We start from the raw sequence: 26,828 nt of genomic DNA on the forward strand, positions 1-26,828 counted from the left end.
AAAGATGGACTGCTTCTCCAGTATATCCCGGTTCTCCACCGGAGTTTGCTGGTTTAAGCAAGAAAGTTTAGATCAAAACAGAAAGGCCCCAACTCACAAAAGTTGGGGCCTTACAGCTCAACTGAATGAGCTTAATGAACTGAATTAGAAGGTGAAGGTGGTACGAATTGCGCCCACAAAGGTGTCTTGACGACCGTTGTCATTACCCGGGTCGTTGAGGAAGATTACACCTGGCGTAATTGAGATGTTGTCATTCACTCGGAAGCGATAGAAAGCTTCTGCCAAGAAGGAGGCATCCTGACGGGTATTACCCGGTACGCCACCCAGCTGACCGAACAGACCACCGCCACTACCGATACCGGCAATCCGAGGAGGTACACCAAACACGAATCCTAGCATGTTGCCATCGCCACCCAGGTCAGGGAAGGCCAAAGTACCGTGGTAGCTCCAAACATCGTAGTCACCACGACCTAGCACACGCACCGGCATGTACATGACGCCACCACCAACTTCCACGCCGCCGAACTTGAAGTTGAGCTGACCGGCGTAGATGTTAGCAACTTCGGGACGAGTGTCATCACCGTCAGAGACACCGTCATAGGTACCTAGGTTGAAGCCACCATCATCCCCAAAGCCATCTCGAGAGTAGCTGTTGGAGTAGGTGAAGGCTGCATCCAAGAAGTCGCTTAAGAAGCTCAATTGAGCAATCAGACCATAGTCACCGTTGAACAAGCCATTTCCAGGGCTGGGATCACCAGCATTACCGGCAGCGTAACCAATATCGATGCTGAAGTTATCGCCTAAGCCGAAGATGGCACCAATACCCGTACCGCCAGGAATGAAGTTGTACTGCGGAGGTGTACCCAGACCATTCGTGAGCGAGCCTTGGCCGCCGCTGTCAAAGGGGCTAACCGTGGTAGCCACAAAGTCAGAATCCCCAATGCTGTTTGCACCGATGATGATTTGAGCGGTATCACCCAGTGGGAAGGTGTACAACAAGTCATCGAGTCTAACAGTGTCATCACCAGCCGAGCTGCTCCACTGCCAGCTAGTATTGTCACCAAACGAGTCAAAGTCGCCGAAGTCACGTGCTTGCAGACGTGCTCTCAACAAGTCTTCGCCAGTGAAGCTAGTGTCGAAGTTCAGACGAACCCGATAACCAGCGATCACCTGGTCATTCTCGATAACATCGCGATCGTCATCATCGCGGAACTCGTTTTCCGAGAACGGAACACCAACTGCAAAAATCGTCTCACCATTCAGCTTGGTGGTGGTAGAGAATTGGTTGGCTTCTAGCTCAGAGGTCCGAGCTTCCAGGGCATCTACCCGACCGCGTAGAGCCGCCAGTTCAGCCGCGAATTCCTCTTGCAGACGCTGCAGGGTAGCCAGGTCTTCCTTGGTAGCCAAGTCCGCGGTGCTGGCTGCGATCAGTTCGCTAATCCGATCCAAGCAAGCATTCATACCAGCAGCGAACTCGAAACGGGTCATAGCCCGTTGACCGCGATAGGTCCCATCGGGGTAACCTGCAATACAGCCATAGCGCTCAACCAGAGACTGGAGGGCCTGATAGGCCCAGTCGGTGGGTTGAACGTCGGAAAGCTGGGTAATGGAAGTAACCTGAGACTGAGAGTTGCCGCCTTCGCTACCATACTGCATGATCTGGTCGAGCGAAGAGACAGAGGTATTGGCTTCAGGAGCAGCTTGAGCCACTTGCACCGGAGCCGGAGTTACAACAGCCGGAGCAGCGGGAGCCAGAGCCTCAATAGGCTGCGCTTCTGCCACCTGATTAGTTGCCTCGACAGGCTGTTCAGCTACCTGAGTTGCAGAGGGTAGCTCTGTAATCAGAGACGCAGAAGCAGGAACCTCAGCCGAAGCAATTTCGGTTGCTGCGGGTGCCGCAGGAGCCTCAACTTTGAGCGCATCAGCTGAAATCTGCACTTCAGATAGCAGAGCATCAGCTTCATTAACAGACTGGCCAACAGATTGGGTCTCTGCTGCCATTGCAGAAGAAGAAACAATTAAAGCTGCACCTACAAGAGCAGGCGTAGCTAACACAGAGTTCCACAGAACTTTGGATAGCATTTTAGAGTCCTCACACCTAACTTCAAGGGACTTAGAAGTCTACAGTAGCATTCTAAGCATGAGGGTTTTGAATAATCAAGGAAGGTTAACAAAAATCTCATGCAAACTACTGCTTCAATCTTCAATCTTGATACGTGATTAGTTTTCCCAAACATTCCTAAAACTATCCGCTCCCGCTAGGAGTGATTCAGGTTAACCTTGCACACTTTAGGAAGCGAGAGCGGTCTAGTAGGGTCTTCAGGTTGAAACTAGACTGCCGGAAGGATCTCTAGCTGAATCTAGCCTCTCTAACAAGCAAAGCTTACAAAGGGACAGCTCAACAGTTAGAGAACAGCTCCGGCACACAGCCAGCTTACTTCAACCTGATGACCCACGCATTTACTACTGTCTTGCATGGGCATCACCTCCTTGTTGCCTGAAAGGACACATTCTCAAGGGTTTGAAGTTAGACAAATCGCGCTGTGGCGACTGCTTCATTTAGAGTAACATACTGCTCCTGATTCGGGTAGCAGAATTATCAAGAGAAATCAGAATGCTGAGTATCAGCAATTGATGCAATTGATGTTTCAGTAAAAAAGCCCCTGCTGATGCAGGGGCTTTAAAATGAAATGAATTGCCATCAGATCAATACCCAGCCAAGTTAGCGACTAGCGACCTGGAATAACAATTACACCGAAGTAACAATTACAGCGCATTACCACGAGGTAGAACTTCCTCAGGGAATACAAAACGTTCATGAGGCTGATCTTGAGGAGCCATCCACGCCCGGATGCCCTCGTTCAGCAAGATATTCTTCGTGTAGAAGGTCTCAAACTCCGGGTCCTCCGCTGCACGAATCTCCTGCGACACAAAGTCATACGCTCGCAGGTTCAGCGCTAACCCCACAATCCCAATGCTCGCCATCCACAAGCCCGTCACCGGCACAAACAACATGAAGAAGTGCAGCCACCGCTTGTTGGAAAAGGCAATCCCAAAGATCTGCGACCAGAACCGGTTGGCCGTCACCATCGAGTAGGTCTCTTCACTCTGGGTCGGGTTGAAGGCGCGGAAGGTGTTGGCCTTGTCCCCATCCTCATACAGCGTGTTCTCCACCGTCGCTCCATGAATCGCACACAGCAAGGCACCACCGAGAATGCCAGCGACCCCCATCATGTGGAACGGATTGAGCGTGAAGTTGTGGAACCCTTGGATGAACAAGATGAAGCGGAAAATTGCCGCTACGCCGAAGCTGGGTGCAAAGAACCACCCCGACTGCCCCAACGGGTACATCAGGAACACGCTGACAAACACCGCAATCGGACCCGAGAAGGCCAAGGCGTTGTAGGGGCGGATGCCCACAAGCCGAGCGATCTCGAACTGCCGCAGCATGAAGCCGATTAAGCCAAACGCGCCATGCAGGGCCACAAAGGTCCACAAGCCGCCGAGTTGGCACCAGCGGGTGAAGTCCCACTGGGCTTCGGGTCCCCACAGAAACAGCAGCGAGTGGCCGAGTGAGTTAGCAGGAGTCGAGACGGCGGCGGTCAGGAAGTTGCAGCCTTCCAAGTAGGAGGAGGCGATGCCGTGGGTGTACCAGGAGGTGACAAAGGTGGTGCCGGTCAGCCAGCCGCCGAGCGCGAGGTAGGCGCAGGGAAACAGCAGGATGCCGGACCAGCCGACGAAGACGAAACGGTCGCGCTTGAGCCAGTCGTCGAGGACGTCGAACCATCCTCGCTCTGCTCGCGCTCTCCCCATTGCTATGGTCATAGCTTGATCTCCAAACCGTTATGAATTTAGAAAATGTAGGAAATGAGTTCCGCTGTTCTGATCCTTGCATCTACCGTTGCAGTAGCACCACAAATAGGTAGAAAACGCAATGGAATGTGAACAGTGTTTACTTTTCTTTACTGTCTCCTCATTATACTGAGGGTCTTCTGATTTTTCATCCTAGAACTTTACAAAAGCTTCGGAGGTTGGGTTGGTCTCACTTTCACCCACGGTTGGTGCAGGGAAAGCGTACATTGGTATAGGTAATGGATTTAAACACTGGACTCGATATGTTTGTAATTGATCTAACCCTGAAGAATTCGCCCATCACGCTCTCGGTGCAGCGCAAAGCAGAAGCAGATGCGAAAGCTGTATATCAGCAAGTTTTGGATGCAGTGCGGACGGGAAATCCAGTGACTTTGGAGTTAACCTGTGAGCAGCAGGCGGGTAAAGCAATTGGGGTATTGGTGAGTGAAATTGCTGCTGTGCAAATGGCAGAAAAAACAGCAACGGCAACGGCATCAGGTAAGCCGCCCGGATTTTTCACGACGCTCGCACAGTAGGCGCAGAGTAGCGGTAGAGTGAGTCACCCCTGCATAGTTGGATGCAAAGATGGCAAATGCGGCAATTGTGGTTCAGGACGTACAGTTTCGCTGGTCAAAGGAGACTGCGGTTTTAGAGAACTGTAGTTTGGAAGTTCCTAAAGGCGAATTCTGGATGCTGCTGGGAACCAATGGCAGTGGCAAATCAACATTGCTGCGAGTGTTGGCAGGTCTGCTGTCTCCTCAGGCAGGGCAGATTGAGGTCAGGGATCCAGTTGGCTTTGTATTTCAAAATCCAGATCATCAGCTGGTGATGCCAACAGTTGGAGCTGATGTTGCCTTTGGACTAGTAGCTGAACAGTTGTCGTTTGACCAGATTCAGCAGCGGGTTGAGGAAGCGCTTAGAGCTGTTAACTTGAGTCACCTGCAGCGGCGTCCAATCTACGCACTCAGCGGTGGGCAAAAACAGCGAGTGGCTATTGCAGGAGCCATTGCTCGGCATTGTGAAGTACTGTTGCTGGATGAGCCTACAGCATTACTCGATGCCGATAGTCAGCTTAGCTTGGTGGCGCAAGTTAGACAGCTTGTCATACAACGGGGGATTACTGCTCTGTGGGTCACTCATCGCTTAGAAGAGTTGGACTATTGCGATGGCGCATTCTTGTTAGAGGCTGGACGGGTGGTTGACCGAGGAGAGCCAACCCGCTTAAAGCAACGGTTGATGCAGCAAGTGGGGTGAAGCTAGCAGCGAAATTCACATAAGATTTACATAATGCAACAAAGAAGGGCAATAATTAAGAAGAAGCAATCTTTTTAACTAATAGATTTTGCCTAATCGATTTGGTTCGTAAATCCAATGTGCTAGATCATGCCATCTTCAACCCCCCAAGCCCTTTTACTCGTGGACGGCTATAACGTTATTGGTGCCTGGCAGCATCTGACTCGCCTGCGCGAGCAACAAGGGTTGGAAACGGCCCGACGAGAATTGATCGAGGTGTTGCTGAGCTATAGCGCTGCGCAGGATTACGAAACCCAAGTTGTGTTTGATTCCCAATTGCGCGACTCTCCGGGTAATCGTGAGATTGTAACTAGCTATCTTTCGATCTGCTATACCGATTACCGCCAAACTGCGGATACGTTTATTGAAAAAGCCTGTGCGGCCTATCGTAAAGATCTGCGCAAATACTCGCAAAGACTAATTGTGGCGACGTCGGATCGTGCTCAGCAGCTGACGGTTATGGGCTATGGGGCAGAATGGATCTCAGCTCAGCGTCTCTGGGTAGAGGTAGAATTAGCAACCCAACGAGTCCGACGCAAACAGCAAAGCTTGCGCAAGCAGAAACATGCATCCCGCCGGTTTTTGGCAAATACGATAGATCCGTCGGCTCAGGCTCAACTAGCCAAGCTGCGTTTGGGCAAAACCGATCGCTCTCCGGGCGGTGCGGAGCACCATCGCTCTCCGGGCGGTGCGGAGCACCATCGCTCTCCGGGCGGTGCGGAGCACCATCGCTCTCCGGGCGGTGCGGAGCACCATCGCTCTCCGGGCGGTGCGGAGCACCATCGCCCTGAAATGGGGAGCTGAAAAAGTTGGCAAAAGATAGACAAAACTCTTGCCAAAATCAAACATTTTTAGCTACTATAAGATTCGCGTTCCTCAGTAGCTCAGTGGTAGAGCGGTCGGCTGTTAACCGATTGGTCGCTGGTTCGAATCCAGCCTGGGGAGTTTTAAAGAAACTTTGAGTTTTGAGTTCTAGGTTTAGGATTCAGGGTTTTGGGTTGCTTGGGCTAGCAACTAGAATGTAGCTTGCCGGGTAGTTTTAGCCGTGCGAGCAGTACTGTGACCTCCGAAACTCAAAACTTAGAACTTCACACTCAAAACTTCTCTTTCCACTGGTGCCTCGACCCTCAGATTAATTTCTTAAATCATGGGTCCTATGGAGCCTGCCCACGGCCAGTACTAGAGCAGCAGCAGGCTTATCGAACCAGGCTGGAGCAGGAGCCGGTACGATTTCTGGGGTTGGAATTAGAAGCCTTACTCGACGCGGCTCGGCAAGAGTTGGCTGCCTTTATGGGAGCTAACAGCGATCAACTGGTCTTTGTTCCCAATGCCACAACGGGAGTGAATACAGTTTTGCGGTCGCTGTCTTTTCGCCCCGGAGACGAGTTGCTAACTACCAACCATGAATACAACGCTTCCTGCAATGCCTTGAAATTTACGGCCGCACAAACTGGAGCGACGGTGGTGATTGCCGAGATCCCGTTTCCGCTAGAGTCGATTGAGCAAATTACCGAAGCTGTGTTGTCTAGAGTGTCGGAACGCACAAAATTAGTGCTTTTGGATCACATCACTAGCCAAACCGCCCTGATTTTCCCGATTCGGCAGTTGATACGACAGTTGACCGCCCAAGGTATCGAGGTTCTGATAGATGGTGCCCATGCGCCGGGGATGGTGCCTCTGAACCTGCAAGAACTTGGGGTTGCCTATTACACAGGCAATTGCCACAAGTGGCTCTGTGCGCCCAAAGGGGCTGCATTTCTCTATGTGCGGCAGGATAAGCAGGACGGGATTCGACCCCTTGTGATCAGTCATGGTGCCAATTCGCCTCGAACTGACCGTAGTCGCTTTCATCTGGAATTTGACTGGGTAGGAACTGCTGACCCGACTCCCTATCTTTGTGTACCAACCGCGATCCAATGCTTAAATGCAATGCTTCCCGGCGGCTGGCCTGCTTTAATCAGCCGGAATCGAGCCATGACTCTATCTGTGAGACAATTACTTTGCCAGCAATTACAAGTGGCGCTTCCTTGTCCAGACGAACTGATTGGTTCAATGGCTACCATCCCTCTGCCCGCAGGTTCGGCCACAGCAGCAAGCTGGCAAACCGCTTTATTCGAGCGGTTCATGATTGAAATTCCGGTGATTCCCTGGCGGAACGAGCGGCTAATTCGGATCTCCGTTCAGCTCTACAACAATCTGGCTGACTATGAACGTCTAGTTGAGGCTCTCAAGATTCTGCACGCAGAAGAGCAGCGTTTTTAGTCAGGTTTATAAGTAGTTTGTAGGCATAAAAATCTTGGCGTTGGAAATTCCTGTCTATGGGGTGACATCTCGCCCCTTTGTCTGGCAGACTGGACTGGATCTATGGCTAACGCTGCAATGGTCCCACCAGAACTATTGAGATGGGCCAATGAGATGGGCCAAATTGATGGGTCAAATTAATAGGCCAAACTGATTAGGTTAGTACCTTGCTCACTTGAGCTTGATAGTCAAACTGCATAGCCGATGATTGGAGTAGGTACACTTGCTAATGCTGAAGTCGAGTATCACTTCCGATGATTGAAGCGAATGTTCAGGGTTTAGCTATCTGGATTCGACTCTGCCCAATCCCAGTAACAGAATTGTTGAGCCAAGGCTTTTGGTACAGCCCCCGATTCTGGCTTCAGTTATGGGGAGGAACTGTGGGGTGAAAACTGCTCCTACTTGGTTGCATGTTCTGCTGGTGCTCTTCTGGACACTGCTCGGCTTAAGCTTGCGCTTTGCCAATTTAACAGGCAAACCTCTGTGGACCGATGAGTTCTCAACGATTGCGTTTAGCTTAGGCAATGGATTTTCCGATATTCCGCTTGATCAGGTGATTACAACGGAAAACCTGTTGCAGCCTTTGAGACCTACTCCCGGCAATGGAGTGAAAGATGTGATCTCACAGTTGTTTCGTGAGAGTAATCATCCACCGCTATACTTTGTGCTCAGCCATTTTTGGCTCAGCCTGTTTCCAACCAACTCAGACGGAATAATTTCCACGTGGGGAATTCGTTCCCTAGCCGCCCTGATCGGTACGATTACGATTCCAGCAACTTTTTGCTTGAGCTGGTTAGCCTTCCGGTCACGGGTGGTGGCGCAAACGGCTACGGCATTAATGGCGGTTTCTCCGTTTGGGATCTATCTAGCTCAAGAAGCGAGGCACTATACGCTGCCCATTTTGGTGATTCTGCTCTCGCTATGCTGCTTAGTAATCGCGGCTCGTAAGTTACGGGACCGAGTCATTCTCCCCATTTGGCTGTGCTTGAGCTGGATTGTGATCAATGGGTTAGGCATTGCGACCCATTATTTCTTTGCCTTCACGTTGGGGGCAGAGGCAATTGTGATTCTCTGTCTGGGACTGGTGCAGAGTTGGCGTGAAGGGGGAATTTGGCATCCTTCAGTGCATTGGCGCCGCATGTGGATTGTGGCTGCTGGTACTGCCGCTGCCGGTCTGATTTGGTGGCCAATTTTGCAGAATTTGCAAGAAGGTGAGTTGACTCGTTGGATTTACCAGGGCGATCGGGCTGGCTGGGCTTGGCTGGATCCAGTGGGGCAAGCGCTGGCAGGCTGGATCACGATGCTATATCTATTGCCTATTCAGACGGAATCCCAGTGGCTGGAGGCTCTGTTTGGAGTCGCTCTGGTACTGCTGATGCTCTGGACGGTTCCCAAGCTCTACCGGGGGTTACAGGTCCAGTATTTGCAACGTGAACCTCGGCTGGGGGTGCTGGTTTTAAGCGTGTTTGTCGTCGGGGCGATTGTGCTGTTCTTCAGCATCACCTATTTCTTTGAGGCCGATTTGACTAGCGCGTTTCGCTACAATTTTGTCTTTTTCCCAGGGGCTGTGGTATTGCTTGGAGCAGGGTTGGCCAGCAGTTGGGATGTTGCCGTTCGCATTGCTCAGTCCCCGGCGGTGAGTGTGCCTCCAGCCTTATTGAACCTATTGCGGGTCAGCAATCGCAAAACGGTCGTGGTGATCTGGTTGCTGAGCTTGCTCGGAGCATTGACGGTATTGGCAAATCTAGGCTATCAAAAAACCCACCGTCCGGATGTGGTAGCTGCCACGATTCGCGATCAAACCGAGTATCCGGCGTTAGTTGCCATTCCACACCGAACCCACGGTCAAACCGGACGAATGATGGGAATTGCGCTAGAGCTACAGCAACAGCCGCCCCCGAACCCAGTCCTGTTTTTACTGGCCCATCAGACTCAAAATCCGGACTCGGTCATCACACCTCTAGAACAGGCCCTCAGCCAACTATCGCGTCCCCTAGACTTATGGCTGCTCAATTTTCAAGAGATTCCGGAAGAACCTCTAGACAAAGTGCTCAAGGCGCAAGCCTGTACTGCAGTATCCAAATCTCGTGCCGTTGATGGCTATCGTTATCGCCTGTATCGTTGCCGAAAACTGGCAGCTACAAAGCAGCCCCCCACCAAATCAGGTATAGGAGCGGAGCTTCTGCAAGAGTCTTTCGACCGGTAAAACCCCTTCAATCCGCAGGGCTGGTTCTCCCTCTTTAAACAGGACTAGAGTAGGCAGCGCAGTCACCTGATACTGAGACGCCAATTGCGGGTAATTCTCAGTGTTGATTTTGACGATCCGCAGGTGCTGCTTCATCTGTGCGTTCACCTGCTCTAGGATGCCGCTCATCATTTGGCATGGCCCACACCAAGGGGCATAAAAATCGACTAACAGCGGCATGTCTGACTTGGTTAGCAACTCTTGAAAACTGCCAAACTGCTTTTTAGTTGTCATAAACCTTTACTCGCACGTGGTCTAGGTTGAGTTTTCACCTCATTCTACAGAAGCTATTCAATTTCAGCGCTCCAAGAACCGATCCGATGGGGTGCGGCTAACCCATCTTGGCTGGATTTGCTCTCTGTCCCCTTCTGCTGTAGCTTGGATCATGCCAGAGCGCGATGGAGGAGACCATCAACTGGCGAGTAGATTGTTGGCTGATGCGATTCAGAGGTAGGGTTCATGGCAGCATCTTCAGAAGCTCGGTTACAGGGACAGGTCGCTGTAGTGACAGGTGCTTCACGGGGCATCGGTCGAGCTGCCGCAATTGCTTTGGCCGCCGAAGGCGCTACCGTAATTGTCAACTATGCCAGCTCCAGTCAAGCAGCAGATGCGGTTGTAGCAGAAATCACGGGCGCAGGCGGTCAGGCCATGGCGCTGCAAGCTGATGTAGGACAGACAGACCAAGTCGATAGCTTGGTGAATACCGTCATGGAGAAATATGGCCGTGTGGATGTGTTGGTCAACAATGCTGGGATTGCCCGCGATACGCTGCTGCTGCGCATGAAGCTAGAAGATTGGCAAGCCGTCATTGACCTCAACCTGACTGGCGTTTTTCTCTGCACTCGTGCGATTAGCAAAATCATGCTGAAACAGCGTGCTGGTCGGATTATTAATATCACTTCTGTAGTAGGCGAAATGGGCAATCCAGGACAGGCCAACTACAGTGCTGCTAAAGCCGGCGTGATTGGGTTCACTAAAACTGTGGCTAAAGAGTTGGCTAGTCGGGGCATCACGGTTAACGCAGTAGCGCCCGGATTCATTGCTACCGACATGACGGCTGATATCAAAGCTGCCGAGGAAATTTTGAAGCTGATTCCCTTAGGGCGCTACGGCCAACCCGAGGAGGTGGCCGGTTTGATTCGGTTCCTAGCTGCCGACGCCGCAGCCGCCTACATCACAGGGCAAGTGATCAACATCGACGGTGGCATGGTAATGGCTTAGCTATTCAGCTGCAAGGACCACCCTAGGAAACTCCTACGACTGAATCGACCAATCGGACGAGGTTGATTCAGTTTGCTTTGCCTACTCTTGAGATAGAGCAGCCTTGTGAGCCAAAGAGATTAAAAATGTTGCCGTGCCGTCTCTATCTAGAAATCTCTATTTTTTTGTTCGGTTTGTTCAATGTTTACTGAACATTTAGAATATGTTAGCTTTAGAGTTAAGTAATGTTACAGATTCTTCGGAAGAGTTGAACCAGAAGCAGCCGTTTGAACAAATGCACTTTGTGGAAGAAGTGGGCCTGATGTTTGAACTTGTTGGGCTGCCACGGATGTCAGGGCGCATTTTTGGTTGGCTGCTGATTTCTAACCCACCCCAGCAGTCGCATGGGGAACTGGCAGAAGTGCTGCAAGCCAGTAAAGGTTCAATTAGCACCATGACCCGCTTGCTGATTCAGATTGGTCTAATTGAGCGGGTCAGTCTACCAGGAGAACGGCGTGATTATTTTCAAATCAAGCCGAATGCCTGGTCGCAGATGACCAAGCAGCGGATGGCTCAGATTATTGCATTTCGCCAGTTGGCTGAAAAAGGCTTAGACCTAATCAAGGACATGCCTTCTCCGTTGCAACAGCGCCTGCAAGAAATGCGCGATATCCACGCCTTTCTGGAGCGAGAACTGCCCCTACTCGATGAGCGCTGGGAGTTAGAACAAAAGCAGTCTATGCTGCACAAATCCCATTAGTTGCTTCTGTTGAAATCTCTGTTTTGAAATCTCTTTCAATCGAATTGCCAGTACTGCCCCAAGTGGTGCGGCTAAATTTCTGGATGAATTCTTCACCTGTTGCCTGCTTCCTTCTTCGATTTTCTTTGCTTCTGCAACCATGACCATGCAACTTCCCTTAATCGGTAAAATTCGACAGCCCAATCCTTGGCTGCTTGGACTCGCAGCAGCAGGTTTAATTGGCACAGGCGCAGTCACCTATGGTGTGATCCAACGTCGCTCCACTCCGGTTGACCTAGCCACCATGACCGTACCCGTAGAATCGCAAGCGCTTCAGGTGCGCATCACCGCCAGCGGCACTGTGCAGCCGGTTCAGACCGTCAACCTCAGTCCTAAGAACCCAGGCATTTTGGCTGAATTGTCTGTTCAGCAGGGAGACCGGGTTAAAAAAGGCCAGCTAATTGGTCGGATGGAAAATGACGAAATCGAAGCTCAGTTGCTGCAAGCGCGAGCTAGAGTGGCACGGGCAGAGGCAAAACTCCAGCAGGTGAGGGCTGGTAACCGCTCAGAAGAAATTGCCCAGGCTGAAGCTCGAGTCCAGCAGGCCCAAGCGCGAGTCACAGAATCTCAGGCAAGACTGGCTCTAGCCGAACAACGGGTTGAACGCAATCAAAGTTTGGCTGATCAAGGCGCAATCTCCCGCGATCAGCTCGATGAAATTCTCAGTGAAGCCGAGACCGCCAGAGCTACAGTTCAACAACTTCAGGCCACGCTTCAGGAAGCGCAGCGCAACCTCGACTACTGGCGTAGCGGTAGCCGTCCTGAAGACATTGCCGCAGCCCAAGCTGACCTGAGAGAAGCAGAAGGCAACTTAAAGGCTGTAGAGGTGCAAAAGCAGGACACGTTCCTCTATGCGCCTTTCGATGGGATTATTACCCAGAAGTTTGCGGATGAAGGAGCCTTCGTGACGCCAACCACGTCGGCCTCGGAAGTTACCTCTGCTACGTCTACCGCGATTGTCGCGATTGCCCAGGGGCTAGAAATTTTGGCTGAAGTGCCCGAAGTCGATATTTACCAGTTGCGGGTAGGGCAGCCGGTTGAAATTAGAGCCGATTCCTTTCCAAATCAGACTTTTCGGGGCCGGGTACGACTGATTGCGCCAGAAGCGGTAGTGAAACAAAACGTGACCTCCTTCCAGGTACGGATTGGTTTAGAAACCGGCCAGGACAAGCTCTTGTCTGGCATGAATGCAGACGTCACTTTCTTGGGAGATGAACTGGCGAATGCAGTAGTGGTGCCGACCGTGGCGATTGTCACCAAGGATGGTGAGACCGGCGTGCTAGTGCCCGATAGCGAAAACCAACCCGAATTTCGGCCCGTGACGCTCGGTACAGCCGTGAATAATCAAACTCAAATCTTAGAGGGCTTGGAGCCTGGAGAGCGAGTTTTTACCGATATCCCCAAAGGCTCTGAGTGGGGCAAACCGCAAGAGTAACTTGAACTATGAATATTGTTGAAAGCACCAAAATGGCAGTAAAAACTCTAACTGCCAACAAATTACGAAGTGCGCTGACCATGTTGGGGATCATCATTGGTAATGCGTCTGTTATTACGATGGTAGGAGTGGGCCAGGGTGCACAGCGCTATGCTTCGGAACAATTTGAGTCGCTTGGGCCAAATGTCTTGTTTATCATTCCAGGCAGCGAAGAAGCGCAAAACCGCACCCTGGATTTGCCGCGAACTCTAACGTTAGAAGACGCCAAAGCCATTTCTTCCCAGGTGCCAACCGTGAGTGCGGTAGCTCCTCAACTGCAAACCCAACAAACGCTGACCTACAGCAATAGACGCAGTACCTCGCTCGTGATGGGCACGACGCCTGACTTCCTCACCGTGCGAGACTTTGATGTGGAGCGAGGTCGCTTTTTCAGCGAGTTGGATGTGCAGCGCAACACCCAGGTGGTGGCATTGGGGTCGGATGTTGCCAGAAAATTTTTTGGAGACGCTGAACCGATTGGGCGGCAGATCCGGATCAGAAACCTCAGCTTTCAGGTAATTGGCGTCATGGAATCGAAGGGCGCGTTTCTGGGCAATAACCAGGATGATGCGGTTTATATTCCGATTACAACGATGTCCAGCCGGATTACGGGCAACACCTCGCCCTACGGCACCGAAGTGAGTTTCATTTCCGTAGCGGCCAGAGACGAAGCCTCGGTCAGTGCAGCTGAATTCCAACTGCGCAACCTGCTGCGACTCCGACACAAAGTTACGGATGAAGATGACTTTACTGTGCGTTCCCAAAAAGATGCCCTGGAAATTGTGGGTAACGTCACGGGTGCCCTGACTCTCATGCTGGCAGCTATCGCGGCAATCTCGCTATTTGTAGGCGGCATCGGCATTATGAACATTATGTTGGTGTCGGTACGAGAGCGGACCCACGAAATTGGCTTACGCAAAGCGATTGGAGCCTCTCAGCAAGACATCTTGGTGCAGTTTATGATCGAAGCAATTATTCTATCGGCCATTGGTGGCATCATTGGTACCGCCATTGGCGCTGGAGGTGTCATGCTGGTTGGGGCAACTACTCCTTTGAAGGCGGGTGTTTCTACGGCTGCCATTGTGTTGGCTGTGGGTGTTTCCGGTGGTATTGGCTTGTTCTTTGGTGTGTTCCCAGCTCGTCAGGCTGCCAAACTTGACCCGATTGTGGCCTTGAGAAGCGCTTAATTTAGTGTTGAATGTTGAATTCTAAGTTTTGAATTAAGAGGGTGTTTTAAAAGTCGCCGATGCAACCCGAACCGCCCCCTACATCCCCCATTCTGTTCGTTGCCGCGCTCGAAGCCCCCTAAATCCCCCATCAATGGGGGACTTTGAACCAAAAATACGGGATTGGAAGTCCCCCAATAGTGAGGGGTTGGGGGGCAATGCAACACGTTTGATACTTTTCAAACATCCTCTAAGAACTCAACACTTAAACCCTAAAACTCAAACCTTTCCTATGCAACCTGTTATTCGGCTCGAACATATTCATAAAACCTATGGAACTGGCGATACAGAAGTTCATGCCCTCAATGATGTCAATCTGACCGTTGAGAAGGGTGAATACTGCGCCATTATGGGACCTTCTGGTTCGGGTAAATCCACGGCCATGAATGTAATTGGCTGCCTGGATCGACCGACATCTGGCAGCTATTACTTGGACGGAGTTGATGTTGCCGGTTTATCCGATCCGGAACTAGCCCATACCCGCAATCGCAAGCTGGGGTTTGTCTTCCAACAGTTCCATCTGCTACCGCAGCTCTCGGCGATGGAAAATGTGATGCTGCCAATGGTCTACGCTGGAATTCCCACTCAGGAACGGAGGGAACGAGCGGCTGAAGCCCTAACACGAGTTGGGTTGGCAAATCGGTTAAACAATCGTCCAAACCAACTTTCCGGTGGGCAGCAGCAGCGGGTAGCGATTGCTAGAGCGATCGTGAATCGTCCGGTTTTGTTATTAGCTGATGAACCAACGGGCGCATTGGATTCCCAAACCACTCAGGAAGTTCTCAACATCTTTTCGGAACTGAACGCCAGCGGCATTACGGTGGTGATGGTAACGCATGAACCCGAAGTAGCCCGCCAGACTCGTCGAATTGTTTGGTTCCGCGACGGAGCGATTGTGCACGATCATCTACGACCCGAAGATATGGCCCAAATGACCGTTACGGCTTAGGCTACAACTATCAGTTGAGGGAGCAAGCACTCCTATGGCAATGATTTTGGAGAAGGTCGTTCCATTCGGGCGGTCCTGGGATGAATATGTCAAAATGTTTAATCTGGCTCCCACGGATTTGAATGGAACGGTGATTGGGATTGGTGATGGGCCAGCCAGCTTTAATGCAGAGGCAACTCAACAGGGCTACGATGTCGTTTCGGTTGATCCAATCTATACCTTTTCAGGACCAGAAATTCAGGCTCGCTTCAACGCCGTTGTAGATGACATCATCAACCAAGTCAAAGCTACGCCAGACGATTGGGTATGGACGTACCATCAATCACCAGAAGCATTGCGCACGAATCGAATTCAAGTATTGCATAGATTTTTGCAAGATTACGATAGCGGTAAGGCTGTGGGACGCTACCAAATCGGAGAGCTACCAACGCTGCCCTTTCCGTCTGGTTCTTTTTCTTTAGCTCTCTGCTCTCACTTGTTGTTTCTCTATTCAGATCAGTTGAGCTATGAGTTTCACTTGCGCTCGATTCGGGAAATGCTGCGGTTAGCTCCCGAAGTCCGCATTTTTCCTCTGCTGACGCTGATGCTCAAGCCTTCGCCCCACCTTGCCCCAGTTATGCAGGCATTGAGTAGTTCCGGATATGTCGTTGCAATTGAAACCGTTGCCTATGAGTTGCAAAAAGGCGGCAATCAGATGCTGGTGATCAGAACTTAACTCAGGCGAATTCTAACCTGGCAATCCAAATTATTAATCTTTTGTTAACCCTTCAGAAGTAAGCAACTTTCAGCTTGCTTCTGTTTGTCTAATTGAGATTACTTGTCATCGCTCTCCGGATGGTTGCTAAGCAACGGAGGAGCTTTAACCATAGGTTAACTTAGTATTAACTTTTACATGCCAGGTGCTCATGAAGATCTCATTGCCGACTCTTCTGAAACTCTATCTGCCCATAATTGGGTTTATGACCGTAACTGCTTGGATTGGCCAATTGGTAGGATTTACGATATTTGAACTCGTATCCGATCCGGCAGAAATTAGTGGTCAATCTGCTTTTATTGGCTTCTTCTCTCAGATTGGCAATTTGCTCTGGTGTGCAACCGCTGCGATTTGCTTCTTTTCTGCCTCGATTATTCGAGCTGGCGGTTCAAAGCCCGCCGATTCCCAAACGGTTGCGTTTTTGATTTTCTCTGGTTTGTTGTCGGCTCAGTTTCTGCTCGACGATCAGTTTCGTCTTCACGAGCGGTTTAGCAGAGTGTTGTATGGCCCTGATGCTGTAGTTCCACGAGCAGTTCAAAATCTTACCGAGCTGCTGGTCTTTATGGTTTACGCATTGGTGTTTGTGGCATTTGTGACGGTCTTTAGAAAGCTGATTTTACACTCTCAGCCGGTGTTCCTTTGTTTGGCCGTTGCTTTTCTTGGCCTCTCTACTATCGTTGATCAAACACCAGAAACAATGTTTGGCCATTACGAGCTAGAAGAGGGCTGTAAGCTACTCGGAATTTTTAGCTGGCTCATGTATTTCTGCCAGTTTTCCGCTCACAAGATTCAGATGGTCTTTGCGCCTACTCCAAAAAACGCGCTGCTCGACTGAAGCCGACTGGATCTGAGTCATTACCTGAACGATTAATTCTTGGCATAAACAACCCCCTCCTTGGTGAAGGAACGTTCGACTGAACAGCCGATCACCATAGGAGAGGGAAGCCCAGTAGCAACTGGAAATTTAGTTGAAGTTGAGCGAATGCCCTAGGCGTTAGAACCAGGCGGCATGGAAGAATTCGCCTCTGGGCTTGTCGGTGCGCTCATAGGTGTGGGCACCAAAGTAGTCGCGCTGAGCTTGAGTCAGGTTTTGTGGCAAACGATCGCGACGATAGCTGTCAAAGTAGTCGAGGGAGGCGCTAAAGGCCGGCACTGGAATGCCCAGTTTGGCTGCCGTCATCAACACTTCTCGCCAAGCGTCCTGACGATCGAGGATGGTTTGCTTAAACTCTGGAGCCAGCAGCAGGTTAGGCAGAGTAGGATTTTCGTCAAACGCATGCTTGATTCGACCTAAGAAGGCAGCTCGAATAATACAGCCCCCCTTCCAGATGCGCGCACATTCGCCGAGATCAATTTGGGAGTTGAACAGGGCAGACGAAGCCTTGCCAATTAGCGCCATACCTTGAGCGTAGGAGCAAATCTTAGAACAATAGAGAGCATCGCGTACTTTGGTGATAAAAGCTTGCGTATCGCCATCGTATTTACCTGAAGGGCCAGAGAGCACCTTAGAGGCTGCGACTCGCTCTTCCTTGATCGAAGACATAATCCGGGCATTCACTGCGGCAATAATGGTGGGGATGCTGATGCCCAGATCTAGGGCAGTTTCTACCGTCCAGCGGCCTGTTCCCTTTTGCCCTGCCGCATCAAGGATGACATCGACCAGTGGCAAGTCGGTTTCATCATCCATTTTGGTAAAGATATTGGCAGTAATTTCAATCAAGAACGAGTCGAGTTCAGGGGTTGTGTTCCACTCAGAAAATACTTCATGCAGTTGGGTATGGTTCAAGCCCAGAGCGTTCTTGAGCAAATCGTAGGCTTCCGCAATCAACTGCATGTCACCATATTCAATGCCGTTGTGCACCATCTTGACATAGTGTCCTGAACCGCCCGGACCAATGTAGGTGACGCAAGGCCCATCATCCACTTGAGCTGCAATTTTGGTGACGATTGGTTCAATTTCTCTGTAGGCCGCCTCGGTCCCCCCTGGCATCAGACTGGGACCATTCAGTGCTCCTTCTTCACCACCGCTGACGCCCATGCCAATAAACCGGAGGCTCTGCGCTTCCATATCTTTGACGCGCCGCTCGGTATCGGTATAGAGCGAGTTGCCGCCATCGATGATCATGTCGCCTTCTTCGAGCAGAGGTTTGAGTTGATCCATGACTGCATCAACGGGGGCACCCGCCTTCACCATGATCAGGATTCGACGCGGACGTTCTAGTGATTGCACAAACTCTTCAAGCGAAAAAGTAGGTTTGATGTTTTTCCCTTGCGCTCGTTCTTCAATAAACTTCTTCGTGGTTGCAGCGGTGCGATTGTAAACCGAGATCGGGAAGCCATTGCGCTCGACATTTAGCGCTAAGTTTTCCCCCATCACTGCCAGACCGATCAGACCAAAACTTTGTGCCATAACGACTCCGCTTTTCTCCGCATACTCTGGACAAGGTTCCGAACCCAAAAGGATTCTTGATTGGGGTCTATACCTGGGTAGCTTACATAGCTGTTATCAGGTTCGCACCTACCAGAGTAGACAATTGTTCCAGGGATCCCCCTGAGTAAAAGATTTTCTTTATCCTCAAGAGCGAAAACCATTGATAAATGGGCAAAAGTGGTTAGCTGCTATACCAAACCGGGCAGAGGGTGGCCTGAGATGTAACGGGGTGGGAATCTCCTAACTTGTAGTTCAAATGAAACGAATGTGAAGCAAAAAGGTATCGAACTTAACGAAATCAGGGTCACTTACTTCAGCACCTAAGAAATTTGTCGGCAAGAGGTTTGGTCGGCACCCATGTCATTTGCTGCTTTCAAAATTCGATGCGAACTGAGATGAAGCGGTAGCCAATCGATTCTTGTAACCTTTCTTCATATAAAAGCAAATACTCACAATTGAAGACTCATTGCTTAGCATTCAGACGTATCCTAGAGGACAAGCCGTTTGAAGAGCCATTTTTAAATGTTTGATATCCACCCGTTGTTTGAATTTTCCCGCAGCCACTGTATTGCCATCTGTGCCGCATTGGTGCCTGCGAATCTGCTCGCCACCTCGCAAACTATGCTGCTTGTAGGGTTCCGTCGGCCTGCCTCTCAAGTACATCTGATGGCTGCGGTTGCTAGCGTGTATGCTCTGGCGGTACTGCTGCATGTGTTTAGCTGGTTTGCGATTGGCGTGGTGATGGCTCCCACCTTCATCCTGACGTTTCTGGGCAGTCTTTGCTTAGTTATCAATTTTTGTGCAGTTTTATACCGAATACGGCTGGGTGATTTCATACAGCACCTCCGCTATCCAGCTTCAGTCTCTTCAGTCAGTTCTACCTTGCGGTGACTAGCGCTGAGGGCGGATTGTTAGAGCAAATTGTTAGAGCAAATTGTTGGAGCAAATTGTTAGAGCAAACAGGCGAGTAGGCAGTTCAACGAAGCCGGTAGAATTGTCTAAACCTTCGTTTTCAGACAGTTTCGGTTCAACTTGTTGGATTCAACTTGTTGGATTCAACTTGTTGGATTCAACTTGTTCAGTCCAACTGGGCTGCAACATAAAAGCCCCACAACTGGGTTGCAGGGCAGGGACAGTTAAACGCTTACCTCAAGTGTGTTCAACCCAACCTGTAAGAGCGACAAGAGGTGTGACGATTTTTGCGGTGTCCCCTAAAACGGTCTGCTGTGAGGGCTTACTGAAGTTGCAGATTAGATTTGCGGTAGCTAAGCAGCCAGTTAACCATTGTGGCTCGGCGAGTTTTACGGGGAATCAGCTCATCCACTTTGTAGCCGCTAAAGCCTAACTCCTCTTTCAAAAGCTGCTTGTTCTCTGGGGGAATCGAGCGGGTCAGCTTGACTGTGGCTGGGCGGCTCTCGACAAAATCAGGCGGTATCGGGTAGTCTTGCCGCCAATCTGTTGCTACAGCAGTATTGTCCCAGCCTGTCTCAGGATTGTAACGATAGCCCAAACATTGCCAGACGAGCTGATTGACTGTCGCGTTGTCGATCTCATCCCGCAGGATGGCCCAAAAGGTCTCGTTGGTCAGAGGAGGCAGGTCAGGCATAGGACAATCTCAACTTGGCAATTTAACCCGCGAAGGCGAGTTTTGTTTGGGTGGGCGCGGTTCCCCTGAGAGAGGCCATGGAGCCATTCAGAGAAGCCATTTCAGGTGAGAACCGCTAGCATCTGGAGTGTCTCCACCAGTTGGGATCGGAACACCAGATCGCTCCATCACAATCAAATTAACAACCTAAGCAGAGCGCTTGTCAAATGCTTACCTGCTTACCTGCTTACTTGTGTGACTGAGCCTTGAGGAGACTTTGGCGGCTGCTTGAAGCCATCTTGAAGCCATCTGAATTCAGAATATTTCCAGATGTGTCTAAATTCACCTGACCCACCTATGGCGACACTAGAATGGGGGAGCAGGGTAGCCCACACAATCAGAATTATGGGCTTTGGCTGACCCACAGGAGTTTTGCGTCTGAGAGCATCGATCCCTCTGGTTGAAGCTCTGCATGACATAGCGAGATAGCTGCTAACCCATTTGGTAAACGCTGCTGCCCTGCGGTTGGAATCAGGCATTGGGTGAATTGTGTCTGATTTCCGTATTGTTTCAGCAGGAGAATTCCGTATGGCTATTGCAACCGTTAACCCGTCAACCGGAGAAACGGTAAAAGTGTTTGAAGCGTTGACGGATGAAGCAATCGATTCTAAGCTGACGCTGGCCCAGCAGGCATTTGAGCAGCATCGTCATACCTCATTTGCACAACGAACTGAATGGCTGCACCGGGCTGCTCAACTTTTGGTTGATGAAAAAGAGCGCTTCGGCAAAATCATGACCCTGGAAATGGGCAAACCCATCGCCGCTGCGATTGCAGAAGTGGAGAAATCGGCCTGGGTGTGCCGCTACTACGCTGATCAGGCCGAATCCATTCTGGCGGACGTACCGATCGAAACGGATGCCAGTCGTAGCTTTGTCCGCTACCAACCCCTGGGTGTGATCCTAGCCGTCATGCCCTGGAACTTCCCTTTTTGGCAGGTGTTTCGGTTTGCCGCTCCAGCCCTGATGGCGGGAAATGTGGGTGTGCTTAAACATGCCTCTAACGTACCCCAGTCGGCTCTAGCGATTGAAGAAATTTTCCGGCGGGCGGGCTTCCCAGAAGGCGTGTTTCAGACTTTGCTGATTAGGGCGGATCAAGTGCCGCAAATTGTTGCCGATGAGCGGGTCAAAGCTGCCACCTTGACTGGAAGCGAAGCTGCAGGCGCGAGTTTGGGTAGTGCCGCCGGCAAGCAAATCAAGAAAACTGTCCTGGAACTGGGCGGCAGCGACCCGTTTATCGTCATGGCAAGTGCCGATCTAGAGACTGCGGTCAAAACTGCCGTCACTGCTCGCATGATCAACAATGGTCAATCCTGCATCGCCGCTAAACGGTTTATTGTCCACGACGCGATCGCCGATGAATTTGCTGAACGGCTGGTGCACCAGTACGCTGCCTTAAAACTGGGGGACCCGCTCGATCCACAAACCGACATTGGCCCCCTAGCTACCTCCACAATCCTGAACGAGCTACATCAACAGGTACAAGCTTGCATTGCGTCTGGAGCCAAACTCCTAACTGGCGGCGATCCAGATACCGTCCCCACCAGATCTATACCCTCACTTCAGCATGGCACCTTCTACCCGCCCACAATTTTGACTGACCTGCCCTCCGATAGTCCGGCTCGCCAAGAAGAGTTCTTTGGTCCGGTGGCGTTGTTATTCCGTGTTCCCGACCTAGACAGCGCGATTCAGCTAGCCAACAGCACTCCCTTCGGTCTCGGTGCCAGCGCCTGGACCCAAATTGAAACTGAGCGCGAGCGCCTGATCAACGAGATCGAAGCAGGCTCCGTGTTCATCAACGGCATGGTCAAATCCGATCCCCGGCTTCCCTTTGGCGGCATCAAACGGTCGGGCTATGGGCGCGAATTGGGAGCCGAAGGAATTCGCGAATTCGTCAATATCAAAACCGTGTGGATCAAATAAAAGTTCTCAGTTTTGAGTTTTAAGTTTTGAGTTTTAAGTTTTGAGTGATCTAGCTTTGAATTCTGCAACCAAAACTCTGTCTCGATCATTCAAAACTCAAAATTTCCCCTTTTTCTCCCAACTAAAAACTCAAAACTCAAAACTTAAAACTTAATGAAGTAGGAGCGTTACATGACTGAAATGAATACAGCCGAACTACTTGTGCGCTGTTTGGAAAACGAAGGCGTCGAGTATGTCTTTGGCTTGCCTGGAGAGGAAAATTTGCATGTGCTGCAAGCCTTAAAGCACTCGTCCATCAAGTTCATTACGACTCGCCACGAGCAGGGCGCTGCTTTTATGGCTGATGTGTATGGACGGCTCACCGGAAAGGCAGGTGTTTGCTTATCAACCCTGGGACCGGGCGCTACAAACTTGATGACTGGTGTAGCCGATGCTAACCTCGACCGGGCATCCTTGGTGGCAATTACCGGACAGGTGGGGACCGACCGGATGCATATCGAATCGCACCAATACCTGGATCTGGTCGCAATGTTTGCGCCAGTCACCAAATGGAGTACTCAAATTGTGCGGCCTAGCAACACGCCAGAAATTGTGCGTCGGGCGTTTAAGCTGGCTCAGATTGAAAAGCCGGGAGCTGTGCATATTGATTTGCCGGAAAACATCGCCGCGATGTCGGTGGTGGGCAAGCCGCTGCGGATTGATCAACGCGAAAAGGTCTACGCTTCGTTTCAAAGCATTAGTCGGGCGGCTGAGGCGATTTCTCAAGCGGCCAATCCGATCATTTTGGTGGGCAATGGCGCGATTCGCGCTCAGGCGAGTGACGCATTAACAAAATTTGCTCGCACTTTGGATATTCCGGTGGCAAATACCTTCATGGGCAAGGGTGTGATTCCCTACACCGATCGATTAGCGCTGTGGTCGGTGGGACTGCAACAGCGGGATCACATTAGCTGCGGCTTTGACCATACCGATCTGGTGATTGCGGTCGGTTACGACCTGATCGAGTATTCCCCCAAGCGCTGGAACCCGGATGGGACAACGCCAATTATCCACATCGATCAAACTCCTGCCGAAGTAGACAGCAGCTATATTCCGCTAGCCGAAGTAGTAGGCGATATTGCCGATTCGCTAGAGGAAATCCTCAAACGAGCTGACCGGACTGGCAAATCCGATCCCTATGCGATTCACCTGCGCGATGAAATCTGGACAGATTACGAAGAATATGCCCATGATGACGGCACGCCAATTAAACCGCAGAAGCTGATCTACGATTTGCGGCAGGTGATGGGACCGGAAGATATTGTGATTTCGGATGTTGGCGCGCACAAAATGTGGATGGCACGCCACTACCATTGCGATCGGCCCAATACCTGTCTGATCTCGAATGGTTTCGCCGCGATGGGAATTGCCTTGCCGGGAGCAATTGCCGCCAAGCTGGTGCATCCGAACCGTAGGGTTGTGGCTGTCACCGGTGATGGAGGGTTTATGATGAATGCGCAAGAGCTGGAAACGGCACTGCGAGTCGGAACTCCTTTTGTCACGATCATCTTCAACGATGGTGGCTATGGATTAATCGAATGGAAGCAGCATAATCACTTTGGTGAATCCAATTTTGTTCACTTTAGCAATCCCGATTTCGTCAAATTTGCTGAAAGTATGGGATTGAAAGGCTATCGGGTAGAATCCACACTCGATTTCATCCCCACGTTGAAGGAAGCCTTGGCCCAGGAGGTACCTGCGGTAATCGATTGTCCAGTTGATTATCAGGAAAACCTGCGGTTTAGTCAGAAAGCAGGCGATCTGAATTGTTCAATCTAGGTTGATCGGGCGTAAAACTTAATGTCTGTTAGAAGGTGTGGTAATCATTGCTGCACCTCTGTCAGCGTTCACTGTTTTTTCAATCTTGTTCTACGCATACAAATCATCCCAAAGTTCTACATAGTGTTCACGCACTGAAGCATCAAGCGATTCTGCCAGTTCTACAGGTAATGTAAACGCGCGAATTAAATCTTGTACATCGGCTAGATCTCTTAAGCGCCCTCGACCAGAAATTCCTGAAGCCAATTTCAGCTCAATCAACCGCGTCAGGTCAATTACCTTGATGCCGTTATAGTCTACTGCCACAGCCACTGGGTCAGGAAAGGCAACAGGCTTAGGCTTGCCATCACCTGGAAAGCTGCCAGAGGTGAGAATTTCGATTTCCACACCCGTTTGAGCATCCCTAAACTTACGGGTTGCACCTGGAAATGCTGCCACGAAGCCTCTACCAACCAACTGCTGTTGAAATGCTGCCAATCCCTCTGGTGTTAGCAAAATATCTATGTCTTCAGTGGGGCGCACAAACCCATGCACCGCCATCGCCATGCCGCCTACAATCACATAGCTGATACCTGCTCGATCCAAACTTTGAGCCAACCGAGTCAATGTTTGAAAAATCTTACCTTCGGCCATAAAAAAAGCATCAATTTCCTGCCACTGAGTGAGATTAAGCATAAGCTCCTCAACGCTTGGCTTATGAAGATATTTCTATGCTTCTACTGCCGATTCACCGAACGCAGAATCCACAGCGTTGCTAACAGACCGACAAAATGCCCCATGATGGTGTTCGTGTTGGCCTGCACCAGAAAAATATCTAAGGGATTGATAAAGCGCTGAAAGTTGCCGGTAAAGATGCCTACCCCTTGCGCAAAAGATTTGGCGACTAGGGAACCCACAATCGCCTGTGCCCCCAGAATCGTCAGCAGCATTCCTGCCAAATTAATCAACAGCCCCAGCCGGAGTGCCCGGATCGCATCGCCCCGCTTCAGCCGCTCCTCTGGTCGGGCCGCTCTCAGTTTGCGGGAAAGCCGCGTGTAGCGAAAGGCCCAGTAAGCTCCGCCAAACAGCGCCAGCAGGCCCAACACGGCTAAAAGCAAACCCGCTCCTCTCCCCGGATCAACTGCACCCGTGGGAACAGTTGTGGGTATTCCTCCCGGACCGATGGTTGTCGTCTGTGAAGCAGCAGCACCAAAACTGCCTGCCGCAAAAATCAAAATTACGCCAGAAACCACTCCCAGTACAATCTGTGTCCAAAAGCTGATCCAGCCCACGAGGCGAAATGCCGTAGCAACTTGTTGAACAACGGGCGGAAGCGAATAGGAATCAGATCGGTTTGCCATAGGTTTTACGATGGAAGCAAGCAGCCGGAAACTGCATTTTCCTCTAGACTACTTCAAGAAAGTAAATCTGTGGTTACGATACCAGAGCTGAGGCTGCTCAGAACAGACTGCAATGCATCGCAACATTATTCTCACCACAGTCTCAATTCTCACCACAGTCTCACCGCTTCCCTATGCCCAACTCTTGGCTGATCGCCGCCGCCAATAGATTGCTAGGCTCGCCAAAAACAGCAGTCCCACCAGCCCAGCTAGGGGATTTTCGTCGATGCCGGTTACCCAGGCTGGAACCCGATTGGTTAGCGTTACTAACCCGCCGACTTTCAGCAGGTAATAGCCCCAAACCAGACCGGCATGAAAACCAATCGGCAGGCCCAAACGTCCATTGTGAGTGATTAGTTTAACAGCAGTGCGTTGTTGCGACCGGGTAGAGCGCTTCATCCAGACCAAAATAGCGCCGAGTAGCACCAGACCGGGAAATTGGGGAAAGGTGCGGATAATTTCTGGCAGCGGTTTGATGAAATGCAGCGCCGCGAACACCCCACTATTGGCCCAGAGCGCCACCCCAGGACTATAGTCTCGCTGCAGTTCGTCCAAAATCCAGCCGCGAAACACCAACTCCTCGGCCAAACCCACACCCAGAGCCACCAGCAAGCCCTCCAGAATAATTTGCCCAAAGGACACCTGCGGCGGACGCCAACTCACCCAGCCAGCCAAACTCTGCACCAGAAACAGCAGCAGCAGACTTGCGGTTCCCCAGCCCAATCCTTGCAGCCCTTCTACTAAACTAATTCGGTTCAGGGTGAGACCATAGGTTTGGAAAACCTGCCGCTCATGATGAATCTGTCGCCCCCACCAACGCACCAGCAGCAGGAACTCAACAAACAGCACCAGCATGGCCCAAATCGTGGTCTGATTTGGATCGCGGCTCCACAGGGCAATCGGGATCGCAAACGGCAGCCAAATTATTCCCAACAGCAGCAGAAACGCCACAATCCGCAGCGGTGCTGGAAAATTCCTGAGCTGGTCTAATGGCGGTTTCAAGATGCGGTAAAGAGTCCCGACTGAATGATCTGATTTGGCTTTTGGCTGAAGTCTTTAGCCTTTTGGCTACATGCTTGGGTAGCCCTATTCGTCTGGCTCGATCGTGCTGGTTAAACTGTGATTTTTCAGGGTTTCACAATAAAACTCAGCATGCTCTTGGGCGCAGGTAATGACCAAGGCAATCCCGTTGGTGTGGGCTTCCATCATGATGTTGACGGCCTGAGGTATGGTCAGGCTTGGTACCGTCTTCATCAGCACCTGCACCACGTACTCCATCGAGTTGAAATCATCGTTATGCAGCAAAACCCGATAGCGAGGAGCAAGCTTTCGGGCTGTAGAACGTTGTTCAATCGTTTCGACTGCCACGGATCGTCCTCTCAGTAAACAACTCTGTTTTTACGTTTAGTTAAAAAATCTCACTTTAACTTATAACATCCCGGCTCGATTTTGGTCAGGCCAGAAAAGGACATTTAACAGGAAAAAGTTTAACTAGTCAGGTTTGCGGCGTTACCTTGAACCTTTGCTAAACCAATGGAAACT

The 26,828-nt window shown here is 50.9% G+C and carries 24 protein-coding genes and 1 tRNA gene; 16 read left to right on the forward strand and 9 right to left on the reverse strand.

Going from position 1 to position 26,828, the window contains the following annotated elements:
- Positions 1-144 precede the first annotated feature (144 nt).
- Entirely contained in the window at positions 145-2,082 is a 1,938-nt protein-coding gene (locus tag HJG54_RS17345; protein ID WP_316430256.1) for an iron uptake porin, read from the reverse strand.
- Positions 2,083-2,766: 684 nt separating this feature from the next.
- Positions 2,767-3,825 (reverse strand): photosystem II D2 protein (photosystem q(a) protein), encoded by a 1,059-nt coding sequence (gene psbD / locus HJG54_RS17350; protein ID WP_211628055.1) that lies wholly within the window; start codon positions 3,823-3,825, stop codon positions 2,767-2,769.
- A 266-nt stretch (positions 3,826-4,091) separates the two neighbouring features.
- Between psbD and HJG54_RS17355 the strand changes: the two genes are divergently transcribed.
- From HJG54_RS17355 to HJG54_RS17380, 6 genes are all read left to right on the forward strand, one after another.
- Positions 4,092-4,388 carry a hypothetical protein gene (locus HJG54_RS17355; protein ID WP_316430259.1) on the forward strand — a complete coding sequence of 99 codons (297 nt, stop codon included), beginning with the start codon at positions 4,092-4,094 and terminating at the stop codon, positions 4,386-4,388.
- 49 nt (positions 4,389-4,437) lie between these two features.
- A complete protein-coding gene (locus HJG54_RS17360; RefSeq protein ID WP_316430260.1) occupies positions 4,438-5,106 on the forward strand; it encodes an energy-coupling factor ABC transporter ATP-binding protein in 669 nt (222 codons plus the stop codon).
- Positions 5,107-5,235: 129 nt separating this feature from the next.
- Entirely contained in the window at positions 5,236-5,949 is a 714-nt protein-coding gene (locus tag HJG54_RS17365; protein ID WP_316430262.1) for an NYN domain-containing protein, read from the forward strand.
- 69 nt (positions 5,950-6,018) lie between these two features.
- Positions 6,019-6,090, forward strand: a tRNA-Asn gene (locus tag HJG54_RS17370).
- Positions 6,091-6,204: 114 nt separating this feature from the next.
- Positions 6,205-7,407: an aminotransferase class V-fold PLP-dependent enzyme gene (locus HJG54_RS17375; protein WP_316430263.1), complete on the forward strand. Its 1,203-nt coding sequence runs from the start codon at positions 6,205-6,207 to the stop codon at positions 7,405-7,407.
- A gap of 424 nt (positions 7,408-7,831) precedes the next feature.
- Positions 7,832-9,652: a glycosyltransferase family 39 protein gene (locus HJG54_RS17380; protein WP_316430264.1), complete on the forward strand. Its 1,821-nt coding sequence runs from the start codon at positions 7,832-7,834 to the stop codon at positions 9,650-9,652.
- Here HJG54_RS17380 and trxA read toward each other — a convergent pair.
- Positions 9,608-9,925: a thioredoxin gene (gene trxA / locus HJG54_RS17385; RefSeq protein ID WP_035996444.1), complete on the reverse strand. Its 318-nt coding sequence runs from the start codon at positions 9,923-9,925 to the stop codon at positions 9,608-9,610. The genes HJG54_RS17380 and trxA overlap by 45 nt on opposite strands.
- A 225-nt stretch (positions 9,926-10,150) precedes the next feature.
- Between trxA and fabG the strand changes: the two genes are divergently transcribed.
- From fabG to HJG54_RS17420, 7 genes are all read left to right on the forward strand, one after another.
- Positions 10,151-10,912 carry a 3-oxoacyl-[acyl-carrier-protein] reductase gene (gene fabG, locus HJG54_RS17390; RefSeq protein ID WP_316430266.1) on the forward strand — a complete coding sequence of 254 codons (762 nt, stop codon included), beginning with the start codon at positions 10,151-10,153 and terminating at the stop codon, positions 10,910-10,912.
- 202 nt (positions 10,913-11,114) lie between these two features.
- A complete protein-coding gene (locus HJG54_RS17395) occupies positions 11,115-11,651 on the forward strand; it encodes a GbsR/MarR family transcriptional regulator (protein WP_081914608.1) in 537 nt (178 codons plus the stop codon).
- 145 nt (positions 11,652-11,796) lie between these two features.
- Positions 11,797-13,125, forward strand: coding sequence for an efflux RND transporter periplasmic adaptor subunit (locus HJG54_RS17400; RefSeq protein ID WP_316430268.1), 1,329 nt, complete (start codon positions 11,797-11,799; stop codon positions 13,123-13,125).
- Positions 13,126-13,133: 8 nt separating this feature from the next.
- Complete coding sequence (locus tag HJG54_RS17405; protein WP_316430269.1) at positions 13,134-14,351, forward strand: ABC transporter permease; 1,218 nt, start codon at positions 13,134-13,136, stop codon at positions 14,349-14,351.
- A gap of 271 nt (positions 14,352-14,622) precedes the next feature.
- Positions 14,623-15,339, forward strand: a complete 717-nt coding sequence (locus tag HJG54_RS17410; protein WP_035996434.1) for an ABC transporter ATP-binding protein — start codon at positions 14,623-14,625, stop codon at positions 15,337-15,339.
- A gap of 34 nt (positions 15,340-15,373) precedes the next feature.
- Complete coding sequence (locus HJG54_RS17415; protein ID WP_316430270.1) at positions 15,374-16,054, forward strand: SAM-dependent methyltransferase; 681 nt, start codon at positions 15,374-15,376, stop codon at positions 16,052-16,054.
- A 244-nt stretch (positions 16,055-16,298) separates the two neighbouring features.
- On the forward strand, positions 16,299-16,928 hold the full coding sequence (locus tag HJG54_RS17420; protein WP_316430271.1) for a hypothetical protein: 630 nt from the start codon (positions 16,299-16,301) through the stop codon (positions 16,926-16,928).
- A 159-nt stretch (positions 16,929-17,087) separates the two neighbouring features.
- Here the strand turns inward: HJG54_RS17420 and gnd are convergent, their stop codons facing one another.
- The gene (gnd, locus tag HJG54_RS17425) at positions 17,088-18,503 is read right to left on the reverse strand and encodes a decarboxylating NADP(+)-dependent phosphogluconate dehydrogenase (RefSeq protein ID WP_316430272.1); all 1,416 of its coding nucleotides are present in this window, start codon (positions 18,501-18,503) and stop codon (positions 17,088-17,090) included.
- A gap of 543 nt (positions 18,504-19,046) precedes the next feature.
- On the opposite strand from gnd, the gene HJG54_RS17430 reads away from it, so the two are divergent.
- Positions 19,047-19,415 carry a hypothetical protein gene (locus tag HJG54_RS17430; protein ID WP_316430274.1) on the forward strand — a complete coding sequence of 123 codons (369 nt, stop codon included), beginning with the start codon at positions 19,047-19,049 and terminating at the stop codon, positions 19,413-19,415.
- A gap of 343 nt (positions 19,416-19,758) precedes the next feature.
- Here the strand turns inward: HJG54_RS17430 and HJG54_RS17435 are convergent, their stop codons facing one another.
- On the reverse strand, positions 19,759-20,130 hold the full coding sequence (locus tag HJG54_RS17435; RefSeq protein WP_316430276.1) for a DUF1823 family protein: 372 nt from the start codon (positions 20,128-20,130) through the stop codon (positions 19,759-19,761).
- Between the two features lie 567 nt (positions 20,131-20,697).
- Here HJG54_RS17435 and HJG54_RS17440 point away from each other — a divergent pair.
- Positions 20,698-22,089, forward strand: coding sequence for an NAD-dependent succinate-semialdehyde dehydrogenase (locus HJG54_RS17440; RefSeq protein WP_316430277.1), 1,392 nt, complete (start codon positions 20,698-20,700; stop codon positions 22,087-22,089).
- A gap of 180 nt (positions 22,090-22,269) precedes the next feature.
- On the forward strand, positions 22,270-23,907 hold the full coding sequence (locus tag HJG54_RS17445) for an acetolactate synthase large subunit (RefSeq protein ID WP_316435643.1): 1,638 nt from the start codon (positions 22,270-22,272) through the stop codon (positions 23,905-23,907).
- Between the two features lie 90 nt (positions 23,908-23,997).
- On the opposite strand, the gene HJG54_RS17450 is transcribed toward HJG54_RS17445, so the two are convergent.
- The 4 genes from HJG54_RS17450 to clpS all read right to left on the reverse strand — a co-directional run bounded on the left by HJG54_RS17450 (position 23,998) and on the right by clpS (position 26,654).
- Entirely contained in the window at positions 23,998-24,582 is a 585-nt protein-coding gene (locus tag HJG54_RS17450) for a nucleotidyl transferase AbiEii/AbiGii toxin family protein (protein WP_316430278.1), read from the reverse strand.
- A 41-nt stretch (positions 24,583-24,623) separates the two neighbouring features.
- Positions 24,624-25,247, reverse strand: coding sequence for a DUF3611 family protein (locus HJG54_RS17455; RefSeq protein ID WP_316430279.1), 624 nt, complete (start codon positions 25,245-25,247; stop codon positions 24,624-24,626).
- A gap of 171 nt (positions 25,248-25,418) precedes the next feature.
- Entirely contained in the window at positions 25,419-26,288 is an 870-nt protein-coding gene (locus HJG54_RS17460; RefSeq protein WP_316430280.1) for a type II CAAX endopeptidase family protein, read from the reverse strand.
- A gap of 84 nt (positions 26,289-26,372) precedes the next feature.
- Complete coding sequence (gene clpS / locus HJG54_RS17465; protein ID WP_035996409.1) at positions 26,373-26,654, reverse strand: ATP-dependent Clp protease adapter ClpS; 282 nt, start codon at positions 26,652-26,654, stop codon at positions 26,373-26,375.
- Positions 26,655-26,828: the final 174 nt, after the last annotated feature.

The sequence above is a fragment of the Leptolyngbya sp. NK1-12 genome (assembly GCF_032598965.1).
In the GTDB taxonomy this organism is placed as follows: Bacteria; Cyanobacteriota; Cyanobacteriia; order Elainellales; family Elainellaceae; genus Elainella.